At 64.0% G+C, this 20,424-nt stretch carries 19 protein-coding genes; 11 read left to right on the top strand and 8 right to left on the bottom strand.

Annotated features, from left to right (window positions below; all coding sequences use genetic code 11):
• Positions 1–13: 13 nt before the first annotated feature.
• Positions 14–1,546 (bottom strand): sensor histidine kinase, encoded by a 1,533-nt coding sequence (locus tag MAFF_RS15550; protein WP_010911878.1) that lies wholly within the window; start codon positions 1,544–1,546, stop codon positions 14–16.
• 154 nt (positions 1,547–1,700) lie between these two features.
• On the opposite strand from MAFF_RS15550, the gene MAFF_RS40030 reads away from it, so the two are divergent.
• A complete protein-coding gene (locus tag MAFF_RS40030; RefSeq protein ID WP_010911877.1) occupies positions 1,701–1,874 on the top strand; it encodes a hypothetical protein in 174 nt (57 codons plus the stop codon).
• A 29-nt stretch (positions 1,875–1,903) separates the two neighbouring features.
• Here the strand turns inward: MAFF_RS40030 and MAFF_RS15545 are convergent, their stop codons facing one another.
• Positions 1,904–2,824: a diacylglycerol/lipid kinase family protein gene (locus tag MAFF_RS15545; protein ID WP_032931956.1), complete on the bottom strand. Its 921-nt coding sequence runs from the start codon at positions 2,822–2,824 to the stop codon at positions 1,904–1,906.
• A 285-nt stretch (positions 2,825–3,109) separates the two neighbouring features.
• Between MAFF_RS15545 and MAFF_RS15540 the strand changes: the two genes are divergently transcribed.
• Positions 3,110–4,420 carry a PRC-barrel domain-containing protein gene (locus tag MAFF_RS15540; protein ID WP_010911875.1) on the top strand — a complete coding sequence of 437 codons (1,311 nt, stop codon included), beginning with the start codon at positions 3,110–3,112 and terminating at the stop codon, positions 4,418–4,420.
• A 50-nt stretch (positions 4,421–4,470) separates the two neighbouring features.
• On the opposite strand, the gene MAFF_RS15535 is transcribed toward MAFF_RS15540, so the two are convergent.
• Complete coding sequence (locus tag MAFF_RS15535; RefSeq protein ID WP_010911874.1) at positions 4,471–6,039, bottom strand: alkaline phosphatase family protein; 1,569 nt, start codon at positions 6,037–6,039, stop codon at positions 4,471–4,473.
• A gap of 225 nt (positions 6,040–6,264) precedes the next feature.
• On the opposite strand from MAFF_RS15535, the gene MAFF_RS15530 reads away from it, so the two are divergent.
• The 4 genes from MAFF_RS15530 to MAFF_RS15515 all read left to right on the top strand — a co-directional run bounded on the left by MAFF_RS15530 (position 6,265) and on the right by MAFF_RS15515 (position 9,327).
• On the top strand, positions 6,265–7,197 hold the full coding sequence (locus MAFF_RS15530; RefSeq protein WP_010911873.1) for a VOC family protein: 933 nt from the start codon (positions 6,265–6,267) through the stop codon (positions 7,195–7,197).
• Between the two features lie 4 nt (positions 7,198–7,201).
• Complete coding sequence (locus tag MAFF_RS15525) at positions 7,202–7,822, top strand: alpha/beta hydrolase (RefSeq protein ID WP_010911872.1); 621 nt, start codon at positions 7,202–7,204, stop codon at positions 7,820–7,822.
• 2 nt (positions 7,823–7,824) lie between these two features.
• On the top strand, positions 7,825–8,124 hold the full coding sequence (locus tag MAFF_RS15520) for a GNAT family N-acetyltransferase (RefSeq protein WP_010911871.1): 300 nt from the start codon (positions 7,825–7,827) through the stop codon (positions 8,122–8,124).
• Positions 8,125–8,268: 144 nt separating this feature from the next.
• Positions 8,269–9,327, top strand: a complete 1,059-nt coding sequence (locus MAFF_RS15515; protein WP_010911870.1) for a dipeptidase — start codon at positions 8,269–8,271, stop codon at positions 9,325–9,327.
• Between the two features lie 10 nt (positions 9,328–9,337).
• On the opposite strand, the gene MAFF_RS15510 is transcribed toward MAFF_RS15515, so the two are convergent.
• From MAFF_RS15510 to MAFF_RS15495, 4 genes are read right to left on the bottom strand one after another with little or no spacing between them, the layout of a single operon-like run.
• Positions 9,338–9,583 carry a hypothetical protein gene (locus MAFF_RS15510; protein ID WP_010911869.1) on the bottom strand — a complete coding sequence of 82 codons (246 nt, stop codon included), beginning with the start codon at positions 9,581–9,583 and terminating at the stop codon, positions 9,338–9,340.
• A gap of 2 nt (positions 9,584–9,585) precedes the next feature.
• Positions 9,586–10,845: an aminomethyltransferase family protein gene (locus MAFF_RS15505; RefSeq protein WP_010911868.1), complete on the bottom strand. Its 1,260-nt coding sequence runs from the start codon at positions 10,843–10,845 to the stop codon at positions 9,586–9,588.
• 3 nt (positions 10,846–10,848) lie between these two features.
• Positions 10,849–12,414 carry a phytoene desaturase family protein gene (locus MAFF_RS15500; protein WP_010911867.1) on the bottom strand — a complete coding sequence of 522 codons (1,566 nt, stop codon included), beginning with the start codon at positions 12,412–12,414 and terminating at the stop codon, positions 10,849–10,851.
• Complete coding sequence (locus MAFF_RS15495) at positions 12,401–14,020, bottom strand: phytoene desaturase family protein (RefSeq protein WP_010911866.1); 1,620 nt, start codon at positions 14,018–14,020, stop codon at positions 12,401–12,403. The genes MAFF_RS15500 and MAFF_RS15495 overlap by 14 nt, the downstream gene beginning before the upstream one ends.
• A gap of 253 nt (positions 14,021–14,273) precedes the next feature.
• Between MAFF_RS15495 and MAFF_RS15490 the strand changes: the two genes are divergently transcribed.
• The 5 genes from MAFF_RS15490 (at position 14,274) to MAFF_RS15470 (ending at position 19,383) form a co-directional block, all read left to right on the top strand.
• A complete protein-coding gene (locus tag MAFF_RS15490; RefSeq protein WP_010911865.1) occupies positions 14,274–15,068 on the top strand; it encodes a class I SAM-dependent methyltransferase in 795 nt (264 codons plus the stop codon).
• 6 nt (positions 15,069–15,074) lie between these two features.
• Complete coding sequence (betI, locus tag MAFF_RS15485; protein ID WP_044548369.1) at positions 15,075–15,761, top strand: transcriptional regulator BetI; 687 nt, start codon at positions 15,075–15,077, stop codon at positions 15,759–15,761.
• A gap of 48 nt (positions 15,762–15,809) precedes the next feature.
• Positions 15,810–16,892 carry an ABC transporter substrate-binding protein gene (locus tag MAFF_RS15480; protein ID WP_010911863.1) on the top strand — a complete coding sequence of 361 codons (1,083 nt, stop codon included), beginning with the start codon at positions 15,810–15,812 and terminating at the stop codon, positions 16,890–16,892.
• A 107-nt stretch (positions 16,893–16,999) separates the two neighbouring features.
• Complete coding sequence (locus MAFF_RS15475; protein WP_044548368.1) at positions 17,000–18,076, top strand: extracellular solute-binding protein; 1,077 nt, start codon at positions 17,000–17,002, stop codon at positions 18,074–18,076.
• Positions 18,073–19,383, top strand: a complete 1,311-nt coding sequence (locus MAFF_RS15470) for a flavin monoamine oxidase family protein (RefSeq protein WP_010911861.1) — start codon at positions 18,073–18,075, stop codon at positions 19,381–19,383. Before MAFF_RS15475 ends, MAFF_RS15470 begins: the two co-directional genes overlap by 4 nt.
• Here MAFF_RS15470 and MAFF_RS15465 read toward each other — a convergent pair.
• Positions 19,347–20,420, bottom strand: a complete 1,074-nt coding sequence (locus MAFF_RS15465; RefSeq protein ID WP_010911860.1) for an ABC transporter ATP-binding protein — start codon at positions 20,418–20,420, stop codon at positions 19,347–19,349. The two genes, MAFF_RS15470 and MAFF_RS15465, sit on opposite strands and share 37 nt — an antisense overlap.
• Positions 20,421–20,424 lie beyond the last annotated feature (4 nt).

Raw genomic sequence — 20,424 nt, 5'->3', positions numbered from 1 at the left:
AATCAGAGATCCGTCACTTGGACAGATCTTCCAGCGGCATCGCTATTTCGGCGAACACGCCTTCCCTGCGGAATTCATGGGTCACTTGGCTTGAAATGACCTTGGCCAGGCTGCGGCGGATGAGGATCGAGCCGAAGCCGTGGCGCTCCGGCGGGGCGACTTCGGGGCCGCCGCTTTCGCGCCAGGTCACCACCAGGCGGCGATGGCCCTTCCTGCCTTGCGTCTTCCAGTCGAGATCGACCTTGCCCGATGCAATCGACAGCGATCCATGTTGCAGCGCGTTGCTGGCCAGTTCGTGCAGGATGAGGCCGAGGCCGACGGCCTGGTCGGGCGACAGCAAGAGATCGGCGCCGGAGATTGTGATGCGCGGCTGGTCGGCGGTGTCAAAGGGCCTGATCTCGATCTGGACGAGTTCGCGGATGCCGATGCCGCGCCACTCGCGGTCGGACAAAAGGTTGTGGGCGATGCCGAGCGCCTGAAGCCGGGCGCTGAAAGCTTCGAGGAATTCGCTGGGCTGGCGGGCATGGCGCACGGTCTGCGTCGCCAGCGCCTGCACGGTCGCCAGCGTGTTCTTGACGCGGTGGTTGAGCTCGCGCAGCAGAAGCCGCTGCCGCTCGTCGCCGAGCTTGCGTTCGGAGATGTCATAGTTGACGCCGAAGATCAGCGTCGGCTTGCCGTCGCCGTTGCGCTCGATGACGCGGCCGCGCGTGGCCACCCAGCGCGGCGGATGAAAGTCCTTCACCCGGTACTCGCCGAAATAGTCGTCGCTGCCGGACAGGGCGTCGCGAAAGCGGGTTTCGGTCTGGTAGACGTCGCGGGGGTCGATGGCGGTCAGGATGTCGCGCGCCCGCAGCCGGGTCGAGCGCGGCAGGTTGAACAGTTCCGACAGCCGGACATCGCACTCGATCATGTCGGTGCGGATGTCCCATGCCCAACTGGCGAGCGATGCCGCGTCGAGCGCGATGGCGCGCCGTTTTTCTTCGCGCGCCAGCGCTGCCTCGGCAATGGCGCCGCTGCGGGTCGCGTCCTTCAAGGTGAACAAGCTGGCGGCGAGGCCGGCCAGCGTCTTCAACTGATCGAGCTTGGCGCCGGAGGGATAGGCATGCGGTTTGCGGTCGAGCACGCACAGCGTGCCGATCCTGGCGCCTGCCACCACCATCGGCGCGCCGGCATAGAAGCGCACATGATGCTTGCCGGTGACCAGCGGGTTGGTTCTGAAGCGCGGGTCCGTCGTTGCGTCCGTCACCACCATGGGCTCGTCGCCGGCGGCGATGGCGTGGGCGCAGAAGGAGATGCCGGTCGCGGTTTCGGTCTCGTCGAGACCAAAGCACGACTTGAACCATTGCCGCTCGATGTCGACGAGCGTGACGAGGGCGGTGGGCGCCTGCATCACGGCCGCGGCAAGGCTGGTGATGCGGTCGAAATCCGGGTCGGCCGCCGTATCCAGCATCTCCAGCCCGTGCAGCACGGCCAGCCGGTCTTCAGCATTGACCGCGAGCGCTACCTCGGCCGGCAGGCTCGCCCCTATTTCCGCCTTGCTATCCACCCAAATCCCCAAATGCCCATGCCGGTCTTCGCCGTCTTGCCGATGCACCGGCCCGTGACAAGCTGGCCTCCCGGAACCATCCTAACGAGGAACCGTTACCCGACCGTGATTTGCCGAGTGCGCCGACAGGCGCAAAACGAAACAAGGACCGGCCATGATCAAGATCATTCCCGAGGACAAAGCGCGGCAGGGCCGATGGGGCTGGCATGGCTTGCGCATCCTGATCGCCGCGCTGCTTCTGGCCGTTGCGGCCTGGGGCATCGCTGAAATCTATGGCGAGGTGGCCAAGACACCGGCGACGCAGCAAGGAAGTGCGCCGAGCGGCTAGATTTTCGGCCGTCATCGTTGGAGATCGCATCAGGCGGCCTTAGCCGCGGCGATGCTGGCCGGCACCAGGACATTCAGCGCGCCGGGCCGGATTTCGATCGTCGTCTCCCGCTCGAGCCTGACCAATTCGCCATCCATGACGGCGCGGAACTTTCTGCTGCCGGAATGGATTTTCAGGACGGTGCGGTCGGCCTGATGGATTTCGACATGTTCATTGTCGCGCCATCTGCCGCGCGCCACGTCGAAGAAGAATTTCACCAGTTCGGCGCGCTGCTGCGCCACCGTGACATAGATGCCGAGCACCCCACCCGAAGGGTTGTCCGCATAGGGCAGATGGCCTTCGCCGAACAGATTGTTGGTGACGCCGATGCCTGAGATGCGCGCCGTCATCTCGGCCTTGCCGACAGCGAGCGTGACGTTCATCGCCGGCGGGTTGTTGATTGTCGCCCATGCCGCCTTGGCCGAAGCACCGATCTTGCCCAGCCGCGAGCCGAATTCCATTCCCTGGCGCAACTGCACCATCTTGGCGTGCATGCCGATCGAGAACTGGTGGATGAAGGGCCGGCCGTTGGCGGTGGCCATGTCGACGGCGATGATCTCACCGTCGGCGAAGGATTTCAGCGCGGCGTCGAGCGACTGCGGAATGCCCAGGCCACGCGCGAACAGGTTCATGGTGCCGGCCGGCAGGATGGCAAGCGCCTTTTTCTTGCCCATCAGCCTCGCGGCCGCCGCCGAAATGGTTCCGTCGCCGCCACCCGCCAGCACGACATCGACGGCGCGGCGCGAGGCAGCGTTGTCGAGGGTTTCCACAACGTCCTTGCCGGCAACCACGTCAATGCTCAAGGAATGGCCTGCCGCCTCCAGCGTCTGGCGCATCCTGTCGGAAAAGGCGGCGAGGTCGGTGGTGCGCAAGGTGCCGCCATCCCGGTTCAGCACCGCAGCAAATTTCATGCCCCGCTCCGTTAGGTCAGCCCAAAAGGGCCGGGACGAACCCAGCCGCAGGCTGAAACGTGGCGATGCCGGAAAGGTTCCGTTGGAAACGGTGCGATTCAGCGCGTGTTCACAGCCGCCCGCGCAACTGCTGCGTGTTTTTCCGGCGCGAAATCCACGCCAATTTTGTCGGAACAACAGCATGGTCACGACGTTGTGAACCCGTGGAGATGCCGCGCCCGATCTTCCCAGCGACGGTTCAAGCGGGCGCGGCGTGCACGAAATCACGCACCAGGAGAGACTACCATGATACGCACCCTTTTAGCCACGACCGCACTCGCAACGTTGATCTCGACGGGCGCCTTCGCGCAGAGCACGACGACCCCCGCACCTGCCACCGCACCGTCCGTCCAGGAGCCGGCCGCGGCCGTTCCGGTGCCGCGCGCTGAAGGCAACATCGTCACCAACATCATCGGCGAATCCGTCTATAACGGCACCGGCGATGATGCCGAGAACATCGGCAAGGTCAGCGATGTCGTCTTCGACAAGGACGGCATGGCCAAATCTGTCGTCATCGGCGTCGGCGGTTTCCTCGGCGTTGGCACAAAGAACGTCGCCTTCGACTACGACAAGCTGCAATGGGCCGAGAAAAACGGCGACCGCTGGCTGGTTGCCCAGACGACCAAGGATGAACTGAAGGCGCATCCGGAGTTCGACAGCAAGCCCTATGGGTCTGCGCCGGCTCCTGCCACTTCGACCGACGCGGCAGCACCGAAAACGCCTGCGGCAACGGATACCGCACAGGCTCCCGCAGCCGCCCCGGCCGAACCGGTGAAGCGCGCCGACGGCAACCTAGCCACCAACATCATTGGCAAAACCGTCTACAACGGCACGGGCGATGATGCGCAGAATATTGGCAGCGTCAACGACATCGTGCTGTCCAAGGAAGGCAAGGCCGAATCCCTAGTGATCGGCGTAGGCGGCTTCCTTGGCCTCGGCGCCAAGAATGTCACCTATGATTTCAACAAGGCGCAGTGGGCGGAGAAGAACGGTGACCGCTGGCTGGTGGCTCAGACCACCAAGGAAGCGCTGCAGGCGCAGCCGGATTTCAACCGCAAGGCCTATGATCCAGCGCCGGCAACGACGGCATCGAATGCGCCGGCGGCAACAGCTCCGGCCGCGACCACGGCTCCTGCCACCGCCCCCACGGGCAAGACGGCCGAAGCACCGGCGGCCACGACCGCTCCTGACCAGACGCAGACCGCTGCCATCGACAAGTCGACGCTGACCGCGATGCCGGTCGGCGAGATCAAGGCCAGCGATCTGAAGGGCACCACTGTCTACGGCGCCAATGACGCCAAGGTCGGAGAGATCGGCGATGTCGTGCTGACGCCCGACAAGAAGACGGATGCGGTGATCGTCAATGTCGGCGGCTTCCTTGGCATCGGCACGAAGGAGGTGGCGGTCGGCCTGGATAATCTGAAGTTCATGACCGACAAGAACGGCAAGAAGTATCTCTATACCACTTTCACCAAGGAACAGCTCGAGGCGCAGCCTGCCTATGACAAGGGCAGCTATGCCGAGAAGCGCGACCAGCAGCGGATGATTGTGAAGTAAGGCAGTAGGCAGTAGGCAGTAGGCAGTAGGCAGTAGGCAGTAGGCAAGCCCTATTCCCTACTGCCTATTCCCTTGCTGACATGTCCCACCACGCCATTTTCCGTCAGCTCCGCCAGCGCCAGCGACTGGTCGAGATGTTCGGCCCGCCAGGCGAGAAGCCGCTCGGCGAATTGCAGACGGGTGGACAGATGCGCAGGGCTGGTGGCGAGGTTGGTCAGTTCGCCAGGGTCTGCCTCGACGTTGAAAAGCAGAGGCGGCAAACCGCCGCCAAAATGCACGTATTTGAATTTTTTGGTGCGGATGACAGCCAGGTTGCACTGGCGCGAGCCAATGCCGAAATGCGCTTCGGCTTCGCCGTCCGCGATCGAGCGGAAATCAAACTCCCAGTGTGCGGCGTCGCGCCAGGCGGCGGGGCTTCCGCCGCTCAGGAATGGTTTCAGCGAGCATCCGTCGAGATGCGGCTCGGGCGGCTCGCCAAGCAGGTCTATGAGCGTGGGCAAGATATCCACCGCCTCGGTGAAACGATCGACCGCGCTGCCGGCCGCCTTGCGATGCCGCGGGTCACGAATGATCAGCGGGATATGGTAGCTGCCGTCGAAGTAGCCGCCCTTGCCCAGCATGAAATGGTCGCCCATCATCTCGGCGTGGTCCGAGGTGAGAACAACGATGGTGTCGTCCCATGTGCCTGAAAGCTTGAGCGCCTGCCATATCAGGCCAAGCTGTGCATCGACCTCCGAGATCATGCCGTAATAGATCGCCCGGATGCGGCGGAAATCATCCTCGCTCCAGTCATGCACCTTGCCTGCGGCGCCGGGGCGGAAATTCGCGCGATTCCGCTGGCTGAGATCATAGGCGAGATAGGGATGGCTCTGCGCTTCGGCCCGCCAGCTGTCGGCGCGGTAAAAGGCGGGGCCGTCGGCCGGATCGTATAGCGTGTTGTAGGGCTCTGGCACGATGAAAGGCGGGTGCGGACTGATGAAGGACAGATGCGCGAACCAGGGGGCGGCCTGCTCCTGCTCGCCGAGCCAGCGGATGAACTCACCGGCAAGGAAAGCCGCCGGCGTATGGTCTTTCGAATAGATCGGCGGCGCCTCGGTCACGCTGTCATCGTCTTCATCGCCTACGGGACGGTGGATGCCTGGAGATCCGGCGCTGGCGTCGACGCCCTGCTGCTTCAGCCAGGAGAGCCACTGCTTCTGATGCTCCGGCAGCAGCTGGCGTACCGTGAACCCCGGCAGCACGCCTTCATAGGTTTTCAGCCTTGGATCACCCGAGGTCAGCAGGCGCGGGTCGAGCGCCACGTCAGTGTAGCCGAACAGCGTCGGATCGTAGCCGATGCTGCGTGCGTGCTGCGCGATGTTGCCATGACGGGCGTCCAGCGGTGAGCCGTTGCGGCAGACGCGGTTGTTCATCTGGTAGAGGCCGGTATAGAGGCAGGCACGTGCCGGCGAGCAAGGGGCCGCGCCGCCATAATGCTGCTTGAACAGCACGCCCTCGGCGGCCAGCGCGTCGGCATTCGGCGTCTTCACCACGGGATGGCCGGCAGCCGACAGGCAATCACCGCGCCACTGGTCGCAGGTGATCAGGAGAACGTTCGGGCGTCTGGCTTTTCCTGTCACTCGCGATACCTTTCGCTGCATGGTCGAATGCCATTCATGGAACCGATTTCCAGCAAGGGCGCAAGACCGCCCGTGGTAGTCGTTCGGTGAACAAGGCTCTTTTTATTGTTCACTTTTACAGCACAGTCCATTCTGTGTTTGCCGCCTTTGCCGCAAGCGGCCGCGTCCTCATATTGGCGTGGACAGCGGCGAGGGCCGCACAAACAACAATGAAGGAGCAAGACAATGCTCGACCAGATCAAGGGTCTCCATCACGTCACCTCGATGGCGAGGGATGCCCGGCAGAACAATGATTTCTTCACCCACAAGCTCGGCCTGCGCCGGGTCAAGAAGACGGTCAATTTCGACGCGCCCGACGTCTACCATCTTTATTATGGCGACGAGGTTGGCACGCCCGGTTCGGTGATGACCTATTTCCCGTTTCCCAACATCGGCAAGGGCCGCCCCGGCGTCGGCGAAGTCGGCACCACAGTCTACTCTGTCCCGGAAGGCACGCTCGCCTATTGGGAAAAGCGCTTCGCCGACGAAGGCGTGAGCGGTGTTTCCCACGAGGAGAGTTTTGGTGAGAAGCGGCTCAGATTCGCCGGCCCCGATGGCGACGGTTTCGCGCTTGTCGAGGACAAGGCCGATAGCAGAGCGCCGTGGGCCAAAGGCGGCATTGCGACCGATGAGGCGATCCGCGGCTTTCACTCGGTTTCGCTCAGGCTGAAGGATGGCGGCGCCACCGAGGAGCTGTTGAAGTTCATGGGCTACGAGGAAGTCGACAAATCAGGCAATGTCAGACGGCTTGCCGTGAAGAACGGCAACGGCGCCGATGTCGTCGATATTGAATCGCTGCCGACCGCGGCCTTCGCCGATCTCGGCGCCGGCTCGGTGCATCACGTCGCTTTCGCCGTCGAGAACCGCGCCAAGCAGCTCGAAGTGCGCAAGGCGTTGATGGACACGGGCTACGGCGTGACGCCGGTGATCGACCGCGATTATTTCTGGGCGATCTATTTCCGCACGCCGGGCGGCGTTCTGTTCGAAGTCGCAACCAACGAGCCGGGCTTCGACCGCGATGAGGACACTGCGCATCTGGGCGAAGCGCTGAAGCTGCCGACGCAGCATCAGCATTTGCGGCCCTATCTCGAACAGCATCTGCAGAAGCTGGAAGGCTGAGGTCATGAGCAAGGACTCTTACATCAACAAGGTGCTGCCCGGTTCGCCGGGCGGCCCCATGCTTTTCGTCTTTCACGGCACCGGCGGTGACGAGAGCCAGCTTCTGTCGCCGGGGCGCGATCTCGTGCCCCAGGCCACCATCATCTCGCCGCGCGGCGATGTGTCCGAATATGGCGCGGCGCGCTTCTTTCGTCGCACCGGCGAGGGCGTCTACGACATGGACGACCTGGCGCGGGGGACGAGCAAGATGGCGGCCTTCGTCAAGGCGCATGTCGAGGCAGCGAAGCCCTCGGCGGTGCTTGGCCTCGGCTATTCCAACGGCGCCAACATATTGGCGTCCGTGGTGTTCGCCGAGCCAAAGCTGTTCGACGCCACGGTGCTGATGCATCCGCTGATCCCGTTCGAACCGCAGGTTCAGGGCAGCCTCACCGGCCGTCACATGCTGCTGACCGCCGGCAAGCGCGATCCGATCTGCCCGCCGAACCTGACGACGCGGCTCGAGGCCTATTTGCGTGCCGACGGCGCCGATGTCACAGTGGAGTGGCACGAAGGCGGGCACGAGGTGCGGCCAAATGAAATCGAAGCGGCGCGGCGGCTCTTTGCCGGTGTCGCTCAAGGAGTTTAGACATGCCCGACCAACTGCCTGAAATCGAACTGGAAGACCGCGGCTCCAAAGGGCGCTATGTGCTGCGTGGCCCCGGCGGCGCCGAGGCCGAGATGACCTTCACCAAGATCGGTGAACACCAGATCATCATCGACCACACCGAAGTGCCGGACGCTTTTCGCGGCCAGGGCGCCGGGCTTCGGCTCGTCACCCGCGCCGTCGAGGATGCGCGCGCGGCGGGCAAGAAGATCATCCCGCTGTGCCCGTTCGCCAACGCCCAGTTCCGCCGCCACGCGGAATGGGCTGACGTGCTCAAGCACTAAGAGGCGCAGGCGCTTCATCGATAGGCAGCGGGGGGATAAAGGGGCAGTCCCCGCTGCCGGTTGGCTTTGTCATTTGCCGCGACCAGATATCTTGCCTAGATATGATGTCTCGCCGTGCCGACAAACGAACTGAATGATCCCCCGATGACCGAAACCGACCTCGTCCCCGTCTTCGACGGCCACAACGATACGCTGCTGAGGCTGTATCAATCGAAGGACAGGGACGTCGAAAAGCTGTTCGTCGAAGGCAAGTCGGGCGGCCATATCGACCTGCCGCGCGCCAAGGCGGGCGGCTTTGCCGGCGGCATGTTCGCGATCTTTCCGCCGCCGGTCGAGAAAGCCAGGCGCAGCGCCGTGCCCCTGGCGCCGAGCGACAGCGAGCCGCTGCCGCCGGAGGTGCCGCGCGCCGAAGCGCTCAACTCGACGATGGCGATGGCCTCGATCCTGTTTCGGCTGGAACGGGCCGGGGCTCTGGCCGTCTGCCGCACCGCCGGCGATGTGCGCAACGCCATGGCCAAAGGCACGATCGCCGCGGTGTTTCACATCGAGGGCGTCGAGGCGATCGATCCGGAACTGACCATGCTCGACGTGCTGCATGCCGCCGGCCTGCGCTCGCTCGGCATCGTCTGGAGCCGGCCGAATGCTTTCGGTCACGGCGTGCCGTTCCGCTTTCCGTCCTCGCCGGATACCGGCCCGGGGCTGACCGATGCCGGCAAGGCGCTGGTCAAGGCGTGCAACGAACTGAAGATCATGATCGATCTTTCGCATCTCAACGAGAAGGGTTTTCGCGATGTCGCCGGTCTCAGTGACGCGCCGCTGGTCGCCACCCACTCCAACGTGCATGCGCTCTGCACCCATTCACGCAACCTCACCGACTGGCAGCTCGGCGCCATACGTGAGTCCGGCGGTATGGTCGGGCTGAACTTCGCCACCGGCTTCCTGCGCGAGGACGGCCGCATGAATGCCGACACCAGCCTCGACATCATGGTGCGTCATGTCGATTCCCTGCTGCAGGCGCTGGGCGAGGACGGCGTCGGTCTCGGCTCGGATTTCGACGGCGCGATGATCCCGGCCGTCATCGGCGACGTCGCCGGCCTGCCGAAGCTGATCGATGCCCTGGCCGCGCGTGGTTTTGGCCGCGCGCTGATCGAGAAGATCGCGTATCGCAATTGGCTGGGTATGCTCGAAAGAACCATTGGCTAGTGCGCAGGCGCTACTCGAAGCCGATCCTTTTGAGCCAATTCTTGCCGACGTCGCGGTCGCGGATGATCGGCAGCGGGTTTTCCGAATCAAGCCGCGCGCAGATGCGGTAGACCTCGAGCGTCTCGGCGCTCATCTCGCCGCGCTTGTAGAAGAACATGGCGGCGGCATAGCGCGTGCGCCCGGACCATTTCTCGCCAAGTGGCGTGTTGACCAGCTCCCACTGCTCGGCCGCCTCCAGCTCTGCTTCGCCGGCCATGGTCAGAAATCCGCCGGCGGATTGGCGGTGCGGCGGTCGAGCTTGATGAAGGGCCGCGCCACCACCTTGGCCCGTTTCATCAGCTTCTGATACTGCAGCTCGCGCATGGCGTAGATCTCGACCCAGAGGTCTTCCACGAGAGTATCACCATAGGGCCGCGCCAGCGAGGCGATGGCGATGTTGCGCTTGGCCATGGGCGACCACATGGCGCCGCTGACCAGTCCGACCTCCTGGTGCTTCTTGTGGTAGACCATGGCGTGTTCGGCGGGGATGTTGCCTTCGATCTCCAGCCCGACCAGCACATGGCGCAGCTTGCGCTTGGCGCGCGCCTCGAGGACGGCGCGGCGGCCGTTGAAATGGGTTTTCTCCGGATCGATCATGAAGCCAAGCCCGATCTCGTCGGGCTTGCGCAAGCGATCGGCGCGGATAGCGTGCCCGGCGGTGGTGAAGTCGGCATTGGCAACGATCAGCCCGGCCTCGAGCCGCGCGCGGTTGAGCGCGGTGTAGCCGACGGCGCGGATGCCGCGCAGCTCGCCCGCTGTCATCAGCCGGTCCCAGAGGCTCAGCGCCTTGTCGGCCGGCACGAACAGTTCGTAGCCGAGATCGCCGGTAAAGCCGGTGCGCGAGATGATGACGGTTGTGTCGTCGTGCGGGAAATCGGCAAGGTCGAAGACCTTGAGTTTTTCGACTCCGGCGAAGCCCGCCTCGCGCAGCACAGCGAAAGAGGTGGGGCCTTGCAGGGCGAGCCCGGCGACGGCCTCGGTCTCTTCTTCGACTGTCACATCGAAACCAATGGCGCTGTCGAGCAGCCAGGGCAGATGCCGTTCCTGCGAACACAGGCGGAAACGCGTCGGCGACAGGCGAAACAGCGTGCCGTCGTCGAGGACAAACCCCTCGTCGTCACACCATGCCGTGTAATGGACACGGCCGGGCCTGAGCCTGGTGACATCGCGCAGCGTGACACGGTCGAGGAAGGCTTCGGCATCCGGCCCTTCGATCCGGTATTTGGTCATCGGCGAGATGTCGAACAGCGCCGCCTGGCTGCGGATGGCGAAATATTCGAGTTCCTCGTCCCACAGCGAATGTGGCGCACGGTAGCCGGCCCAATTGTACCAGTCCTGCGTTTTGGCCAGCGCATCGAGGCGCGGCTGGAACGGCGTGCCGAGGCGCAGCGTGCGGAAATGCGATTGCGCGGCGATGCGGGCGGAGACAGCCGCATCGGCCGTCTTTGCAACGGGCTTCTTCCTGGTTGCCTGGGCCATGACCTATCCCTTCATCGCAATGATGCGCCGCGCGGCGTTCAAGCCAGGAGCGCCGGAGACGCCGCCACCGGGATGCGAGCCGGCGCCGGCCAGGAATAGCCCTTCGACCGGCGTGTCGTAGCCTGACCAGCCGGAGACGGGTCGTGAGATCAGCATCTGGTCGGCCTGCAGCTCGCCATGGTGCCAGTGACCGCCGGGCATGCGGTAACGCGTCTCGATATCGGCCGGCGTCAAAAGCTCGGCGTGAACAACGCTCTTGCCGATGCCAGGCGCGTAAGCCTCGAGCTGCGCCATGACTGCCTTGATGAATTTCGGCTTGCCCGCAGCCCACCCCTCCTTCAACGCGTAGGGCGCGTATTGCACCACCGCCGAGAGCACACAGGCGCCATCCGGCGCGAGCGATGGATCGGCGAGGCTGGGCAGCGTGATTTCCAGCACCGGCTCAGGCGAGAATTCGCCATACTTGCAAGGGTTGAAGGCGCGCTCGACATGATCGGGCGAGGGCGCGATCACCAGCCGGCCCTTGTGAGCGGCAGCATCGGCGCCGGTGAATTGCGGCGACCGGTCGAGCGCCAGATGCAGCTTGGCGGCATCGCCCTTCATGCGGATGTTTTTCACCTTGCGCACGAAGCCGGTGTCGATCTCGCGCGGCCCGACAAGGTCGAGAAAAGTGGTCGCCGGATTGATCGCCGAGACAACAGTCCTGGCGCGCAGTTCCTCGCCAGTGCCGAGGGTGACACCGACGGCATGGCCCTTCTCGACGATGATTTTTGCTGCTGCAACCGACGTGCGGATGGTGACGCCGGCCTTCTCCGCCGCGGCGCGAATGGCGGCGACGACGGCGCCCATGCCGCCTTGCGGCAGGACCTGCGCGCCGGCCGCTCCGCCGGCCTCGCCAGCCAGGCGATAGTAGAGGCCGAGCAGCGAGGTCGGCGAGCGCGGGCCGAGATGGCTGCCGAGCGTGGCGTCGAAGGCGAGCAGGCCTTTCAGCCTGTCATCCCTGAGTTGCTCGTCGAGCAGGTCGGCGACGTTCATCAACAGAACGCGCAGGAAGTCGCGCATGTCTTCCTTGCCGAGTTTTTTCAGCGCCAGCGCGGTCTGGCCGAGCGAAGCGGTCTCCATCAACGACATGCCGGCGAGATCGGGCGGCCGGCGGGTGAGGAAGGGCTTCAGGATGCCGGCATAGCGTAGCAGCTGCGCGCGCAGGTCTTTCCAGGCCGACTGTTCGGAGGGACTGGCGCCCGTCAGCACCTCGCCATAGGCGCCATGCAGCATCAGCGCCGGGCCGTCCTTCGACAGCGCCGCCGACGGCAGGAAGTCCGCGCGTGCGAATTGCAGCCCATGCGTCTCCAGCTCCAGCGTCTTCACCACATCGGGATGCAGACGGTTCAGCAGATGGGCGATCGACGAGACGCGAAAGCCCGGGGCGAATTCCTCGGTGCGCGCGGCACCGCCGACTTCGCTTTCAGCCTCCAACACCAGCACCTTGCGGCCGGCTTTGGCCAACGTGGCTGCGGCGACAAGGCCATTGTGGCCGCCGCCGATGACGATTGCATCAAATGACGTCATGGGCGAGGCTCATATGCGAGGTGGATTTGGCGAGATCGCGCAGGATTTCGGCGGCGGCATTGCGGCCGGGCGCGCCCATGACACCGCCGCCCGGATGAGTCGAGGAGCCGCACATATAGAGCCCGCCAACCGGCGAGCGGTACTGCGCGTAGCCGGGCACCGGGCGGTTGAACAGAAGCTGGTCGAAGGTCAGTTCACCCTGGAAAATATTACCTTCGGTCAAGCCGACCTCGGCCTCGATCTCGCGCGGCGTGCGTACCTCCATATGGACAATGCGGTCGCGGAAGCCGGGCGAGTACTCGGCGATCTGCGCAACTACGCTCTCGGCGAAGCCGTCGCGATCGGCGTCGGTCCAGTCGCGGCCATTCACCTTGGGCGGGGCGTATTGCACGAAGCAGCTCATGAAGTGCTTGCCCGGCGGCGCCATGGTCGGGTCGAGCGTCGTCGGGATGACCATGTCGAGGAAGGGGTCCGCCGACCAGCGCCCGGCCTTCCAGTCGTCATAGGCGCGCTCCATGCGCTCGATCGAATCGGTGAAATGCATGTCGCCGCGATAGACCGGCGAATCCTTCGCCAGCGCCGGGAATTCCGGCAGCGAATCGAGCGCGATGTTGACCTTGCCGGACGAGCCGCGGATCTTGAAGTTCTTCACCCGGCGCAGGAAAATATCGGGCAGTTCCTTTTCCTCGACCAGCTTCAGGAAGGTGCGCTTCACGTCGGCATTGGAGACGACGAGCTTGCCGTAAACCTCCTCGCCGCCGGCCAGCACCACGCCTTTGGCCTTGCCGCGGCTCACCAGCACGTGGTCGACCTCGGCGCCGGTGCGGATGGTGCCGCCCGAGGCCTTGAACGACGCGGCCAGCGCCTTGGTGACGGCGCCCATGCCGCCGCGCGCATAGCCCCAGGCGCCGACCGAGCCATCGACCTCGCCCATATAGTGGTGCAGCAGCACGTAGGCCGTGCCGGGCGACATCGGCCCGAGCGCGGTGCCGATGATGCCGGACAAAGCGAAGTTCGCCTTGATGACATCCGTCTCGAAATACTCGTCGAGGAAATCCGAGATCGACATCGTCCAGAAGCGCAGCGTCAGCGCCATTTCCTCCGCCGACAGGCCGGCGAATTTCTTGCCGAGATAGAGCAACTCGCCGATGTCGCGCGGCTTGAAGCTGGTCGGGTCCGGAGCGGTGCGCATCAGCAGCGGCTGGATGAAGCGGCACTGCCGCGTCACGTCGCGGGCGTAGCGGTCATAGGCTTCGGCGTCGCGCCTGGAGAAGCGCGCGAATTCGCGGCGGTGCGCATCATGGTCGCGGTAATTGGCGAGGTAATCGCCGTCGCGGGTGAACACCGCGCCGCCCTCATAGGAAATGACCTGCAGGCCGAAGCGCGGCAGTTCGAGGTCGCGCATGATTTCGGGGCGGAACAGCGAGCAGACATAGGAGCAATTGGAATAGACGAAGCCCGGCGTCAACTCGCGGCTGGTGGCCGCGCCCCCGACCCAGTCGTTCTTCTCCACCACCAGCACGTCGAGCCCGGCGCGCTGCAGATAGCAGGCATTGACGAGGCCGTTGTGTCCGCCGCCGATGACGATCGCATCCCAAGCTTTCATTGTGGCCCAGCCTCTTTGTTTCTCCGCAATTCCCAAGGGAAAGCCGCCCACATTTTTCCTGGAATTGCCCTGTGCGACCCGCTGTTCATTTTTGCGTGATCTGTTCCCGAATATACGGAATTTGGCACGGTATCGGCCATTCTGTCCAGCCATACTGAATGAATGTTCAACAAATGATGTTGCGTTTTCCCAGACATGCGCTAGGCTTTGCCGGCGTTCGAACTGAGCATTCATCGGTTGGGATCGAGGGCTGATGATCGAAACGGCAGATGCCGAGTATGACGACACCGCCATCCGCTTCCTCGAGGCGCTGTGGGGCGATGGCTACCTGTCTCCGGGCGGACCTGAAGAGGTCGACCGGGTCGTCGAAGGGCTTTCGCTCGAGGGCAAGACGGTTCTCGATATCGGCTGCGGCTCCGGCGGCATCACCTTGCATCTGGTCGAGCGCCATGGCGCTGCCCGCGCCACCGGTTTCGATGTCGAACAGCCAGTGATCGAGGCGGCCAGGCGGCGAGCTGCCGGGCGCGGGCTCTCGGACCGCGCCAGCTTCGTCCAGGCGCCACCCGGAGCGCTGCCTTTCGCCGATCGCTCCTTCGATGCCGTTTTTTCCAAGGACGCGCTGCTGCATGTGCCAGACAAGGACGGCGTGTTCGCCGAAATCTTCCGCGTGCTGAAGCCGGGTGGCGTCTTTGCCGCCTCCAACTGGATGATCGGGCATGACAGTGAACCGTCGCCCGAGATGAAGGCCTATATCGCCGCCGAAGGGCTGTCCTTCGCCATGGCCTCGCCGGCGCGCTATGCGCACGCGATGCGCAACGCCGGCTTTGCCGATGTCACCGTCAGGGACCGCAACCCCTGGTATCGCGAGGTGGCGCGCGGCGAGCTGGAAAGGCTGAAAGGACCGCTCTATACGCCGGTCGCCGCCGTGGTCGGCGCTGCCTATGTCGACAAGAACATCCGAACCTGGGAGGCCATGCAGAAGGTGCTTGACAGTGGCGAGCACCGTCCCACTCATCTGCGCGGTTGGAAGCCGGATGCGATTGGATAGCCGGCGATGCTGGAGACGATCACACCCATGAAAACGGCAGACGCCAAGGATGCCCTCCTTGAACCGGCGGGGAAAGCCGAGACCGAAAAGCGCGGACGCAAGGCTTCGAAGGAGGTCCGTCAGCTGCAGCTGATCGAGGCGACGATCGATTCGCTGGCCAAACGCGGCTATGCCGAGACGACGATGGCCGATGTCGCCGATGGCGCGGGCCTCTCGCGTGGCATCGTCAACTTCCATTTCGAGAGCAAGGAAAAGCTGCTGATCGCGACGCTGCAGCACATGTATGACGAGTATTCGGCGCATTGGCGCGCCGCCCTGGAGAAGGCAGGCGACGATCCGGCGCGGCAGCTGCAACAGCTGGTCTGGGCCGACTTCGACCGCTCGATCTGCAACAAGCGCAAGCTCGCCGCCTGGCTGGCCTTTTGGGGCGAGGCCAAATCGCGTCCGACCTATCAGGCGCTGAGCAGTTCGCGTGATGCCTATTACCAGCAGGTCTTCATCGATCTCTGCACGACGCTCAAGCAAAGCGGCTCATATGCCTATGAGCCGCAGGTGATGGCGCTGGCGCTGTCGGCCATGCTGGAGGGGCTGTGGCTGCGGCTGATGATGGGCACCGAGGACACGACGCGCGAAACAGCCTTGCAGGCCGCCAACGCTTTCTTGGCCGCTGCCTTCCCGAAGCATTACGGTTAGCAACAGCCGGCCGCCAAGACCGGCAAGACCAAAAGAGGATGGAACAGCATGAAGAACCTTAGCCGACGCCTGACATTGACATTGGCGCTGGGCGGCGCGCTTGCGGCTTCGGCGGCAGCGTTTGCCGTCGCCGCCGACAAGGACCTGATCGTATTCGACTGGTCCGGCTACGAGGATCCGAGCTTCCATCCAAAATATGTCGAGAAGAACGGCGATTCGCCGACCTTCGCCTTCTTCGGCGACGAGGATGAGGCATTCGAGAAGGTGCGCTCGGGCTTCAAGGCCGATCTCGGTCATCCCTGTTCGCAGAGCGTGACGAAGTGGCGCGAGGCGGGCCTGCTGCAGCCGCTCGACACGTCGAAGATCACAGGCTGGAAAGACCTCAATCCCGGCATCATGGCGATGAAAAATCTGGCCACCACCGACGACGGCAAGGCGTGGTTCATGCCGTGGGATTGGGGCAACACGCAGCTCACCTACAACTCCTCCAAGATCGACGCCAAGGATGTGGAGTCGCTGAAGGCGTTCGCCGATCCGAAGTTCAAGGGCCGGGTGTCGATCGGCGACAATGTCGACGACGCCTATGCGCTGGCGAGCCTCGCCATCGGCCTGAGGGACTGGACCAAGATGACGGACGACCAGTTCAAGCAGGCTTCCGACTTCCTGCGCCAGGTGCACAAGAACGTCCGCTCCTACTGGACCGACACCACCGATATCGTCCAGTTGCTGTCCGGCGGCGAGGTCGACCTCGCCTGGGCCTGGAACGACGCGACAGTGCAGTCCGTCAAGGCAGGCGTGCCGATCAAGTCGGTAAAGGATACCAATGAAGGCATCTCGACCTGGGTCTGCGGCTATGTGCTGTTCAAGGACGCGCCCGGCAATATCGACAAGGCCTATGATTATCTGAACGCCATCAACGATCCGGAAACCGCCAAGGTGCTGGTCAAGGACTGGGGCTATGGCCAGGCCAACGCCAAGGGCATGGCCGGCGTCGACCAGTCGATCCTCAGGGAAAAAGGCTATGACGACGTGCAGAAATTCGTCGACAAGACGCTGTTCCAGTCACCGCTGCCGTCCGACCTCAAGCTGAAGATGATCGCCGAATTCGAGAAGATCAAAGCCGGGTATTGATCGGCACGACGGCCCGCCCGTTGCCGTCATGGCGGGCGGGCGGGCCTCGCCAAAGCGGATGATTTCTCCTAACTTCGCAGCAGCTTTTTCGCGATGGGGGATTTGCCATGATGCCAATGCTAAGCCGCCTGGCGCTTGCCGCCGCCTGCATGATCGGCGCCGGCGCGGTCTATGCCTGGGCGGAAGGTGGCGGCGATCTCGTGGTGTTCGACTGGTCCGGTTACGAGGACCCACTGCTGCATCCCGCCTACACCGCCAGACACGGCGCCGAGCCGACCTTTGCCTTCTTCGGTGACGAGGACGAGGCCTTCGAGAAGATGCGGGCGGGCTTCAAGGCCGACATTGCCCATCCCTGTTCGCAAAGCGTGGCGAAATGGCGCGACGCGGGCCTGCTGCAGCCGCTCGACACGTCAAAGATCACGGGCTGGAAAGACCTCAATCCCGGCATCATGGCGATGAAGAACCTCACCACCACGGCCGACGGCAAGGCCTGGTTCATGCCGTTCGACTGGGGCAACACGGCACTGCTCTACCGCACCGACAACGTGACGGCTCAAGAAGCGCAGTCGCTGCGCATCCTGGCCGATCCGAAATTCAAGGGCCGAGTCACCATCGGTGACAATGTCGACGATGCCTACGCGCTGGCGAGCTTGGTCATCGGCCTGAAAGACTGGACCAAGATGACCGACGCGCAGTTCAAGGAGGCGTCGGATTTCCTGCGCCAGGTGCACAAAAACGTGCGTCTCTACTGGACTGACTCGAGCGACATCGACCAGGCTTTTTCCGGCAATGAGGTCGACCTTGCCTGGGGCTGGGGCCAGACGCTGATCGCGATGAGCGGCCAAGGTGTTCCCATCGCCATGAACCGCGATACCAAGGAAGGCATGTCCACCTGGGTGTGCGGCTACGTGCTGATGAAGGACGCGCCGGGCAAGCTCGACCAGGCCTATGATTTCCTGAACGCGGTCAACGCGCCCGATATTTCGAAATACATGGTCACGACGTTCGGCTACGGCCATGGCAACAGTGCGGGCATGGCCGCGATCGACCACAAGGTGCTGGCCGAGCGCGGTTTCGACGACATCGACAAGTTCCTCGACAAGACGCTGTTCCAGCAGCCGGTCGCGCCCGAGCTGAAGAAGCGCATGGTCGACGAATTCGAGAAGATCAAGGCCGGCTATTGACGGACGAACTGGAAAGAACCGACGTCGTCATCGTTGGTGCCGGCTTCACCGGCCTGTCGGCGGCGCTTGAACTGAAGCGGGCTGGCATCAATTTCGTGCTGCTGGAGGCACGCGATCGTGTCGGCGGACGGGTGGAAGCCGTTCGGAATGGACTTGGCGAGCGCATCGACAGCGGCGGCCAATTCCTGTGCGAGGACATGCCGGAACTGATGGCGCTGGCGAGGGCGCGCGGCAAGACATTCGTCGAAACCTATGTCGAGGGCGACTTCATCACGCATCCGTCGATGCCGCCCAAAGACGCCAAGCAGACTTATCACGGCGCGATGGCGATCCGCGAGCGCATGAACGGCATCGAGCCGGACGACCCGTCGATAAAAGGCATGAGTGTCGCCGCCTGGCTCGAGCGCCAGCCTGATCCCATCGATGCCAGGACGGCCTTCCGCTCGATGATCGAAGGCCTGTGGTGCCTGCCGATGGACAGGGTGCCGCTCTGGTACCTGATCGACAATGATCGGCGCATCACCAACGAGGTGCCGGAGCTGCAATATTCCTTGCGCGAGACCATGCAGTCGCTTGCCGAGGATATTTCTGGTGATCTCGGCGACCGGGTGCGGCTCGGCGAACCGGCCACGCGCGTCGAGCATAGGCCGCAGGGCGTTCGTGTCGTCACGGGCAAAGGTGCGATGGAAGCGCGCCAGCTGCTGGTCGCGCTGCCGCCGGCGACGGCCGCGAAGCTCGATTTCGCGCCTACCTTGCCGGCGAGACTCGCGAAGGCGCTTGGCGTCTGGGAAAGTGGCGCGGTGATCAAGATCCTCGTGCGCTATCCCAGGCCATTCTGGCGCGAGCAGGGTTTGAGCGGCATGGTGATGTGGCGCGATCTGCCGGGGCTGTTTGCCTGCGACGCCAGCAAGGACGCGGAGCATGCCGCGCTCGTCGTCTTCGTCGGCGGGCCGCTGGCGTTGCGCTGGCGTGTGCTGGACGAGGCGGGGCTGCGCGCGGAAGTGACCGGCCGATTGCAGGAGGCGCTCGGCCCCGATGCCGGCGACATCATCGATTTCAGCTCGCGCGACTGGATAAAGGATCGCTGGAGCGGCGGCGCCTATAGCGACCTCATCGTCGACGTGACGGCCAGGGATGCCGAGCGGACGATTCTTTCGGGTGCGCCGCCGGTGCATTTCGCCGCTTCGGAGCTGTCGCCGTCATTTCCCGGTTATGTCGAAGGCGCGATCGTCGCCGGGCGCATCGCGGCCAGAAAAATAATCGCCGAGCTTCAATCCCCCATCGCCACCAGCGCCTCGGGATCGTAGGCAAGTCGGATCGTGGTGCCGACCGGAATGTCGTCGGCGCCGAAATCGTTGGTCTCGGTCACCGAGAGCGGTTTTTCCAAGCCGGGTATCTCGACGATCAGATGGGTGATCTCGCCGAAATAATGGCGTTCGACCACCTTGCCGGCGACCTCGAATTTTGCCGTCGCATTGTCCCACAGCACGCGCAGACGCTCGGGTCTTATGCCGAGTGTAGCGCCGCCGCCATTGCGCACGAAGGCCTTCGGCTTGTCGGTCTTGACGCGGCCGAAGCCGAGCGTGTCGACGATCAGCGACGCGCCGTTCTCCTCGACGATCTCGGCTTTCACAAAGTTCATGCCGCCGAGGAAGTCGGCGACCTGGCGGTTGACCGGGCGCTGGTAGATTTCCTTGGGCGAGGCGACCTGAGCGATCCTGCCGCCGAACATCACCGCGATGCGGTCGGACATGGCGAGCGCCTCATACTGGTCGTGAGTGACCAGCACGAAGGTGATGCCGACGGCCTGCTGCAGGCGCCGGAGCTCGACCTGCATCTGCTCGCGCAGCTTCTTGTCGAGCGCCGACAGCGGTTCGTCGAGCAGCAGCACCTTGGGCCGCATGACCAGCGCGCGGGCGAGCGCCACGCGCTGGCGTTGGCCGCCGGACAATTCTGTCGCCAGCCGCTTGCCGAGCCCCGTCAGCGACACCTGCGCCAGCGCCTCCTCGACGCGGCGTTTCTCCTCGCCGCCCTGCAGCTTCAGCCGCTTCAGCCCATAGGCGACGTTCTGCTCGACATTGAGGTGCGGGAAGATCGCGTAGCTCTGGAACACCATGTTGGTCGGCCGGCGGTTGGCCGGAATGCCTTCCATCGGCTGGCCGCCGACCGCGATCGATCCGCTGGTCGGGTTGTCGAAGCCGGCGATCATGCGCAAAAGCGTGGTCTTGCCGCAGCCGGACGGGCCGAGCAGCGAGAAGAATTCGCCCTCCCTTATGGTCAGGGAGGCATCGTCCAGTGCCTTGAACGATCCATAGCTGCGGGTGACGTTGCGGATCTCGATCATTGCC

Origin of the sequence: Mesorhizobium japonicum MAFF 303099 (assembly GCF_000009625.1) — a bacterium.
Taxonomy (GTDB): Bacteria; Pseudomonadota; Alphaproteobacteria; order Rhizobiales; family Rhizobiaceae; genus Mesorhizobium; species Mesorhizobium japonicum.
The sequence above is the reverse complement of the archived record's forward strand: the minus strand, read 5'-3'. Positions and strand labels throughout refer to the sequence as shown.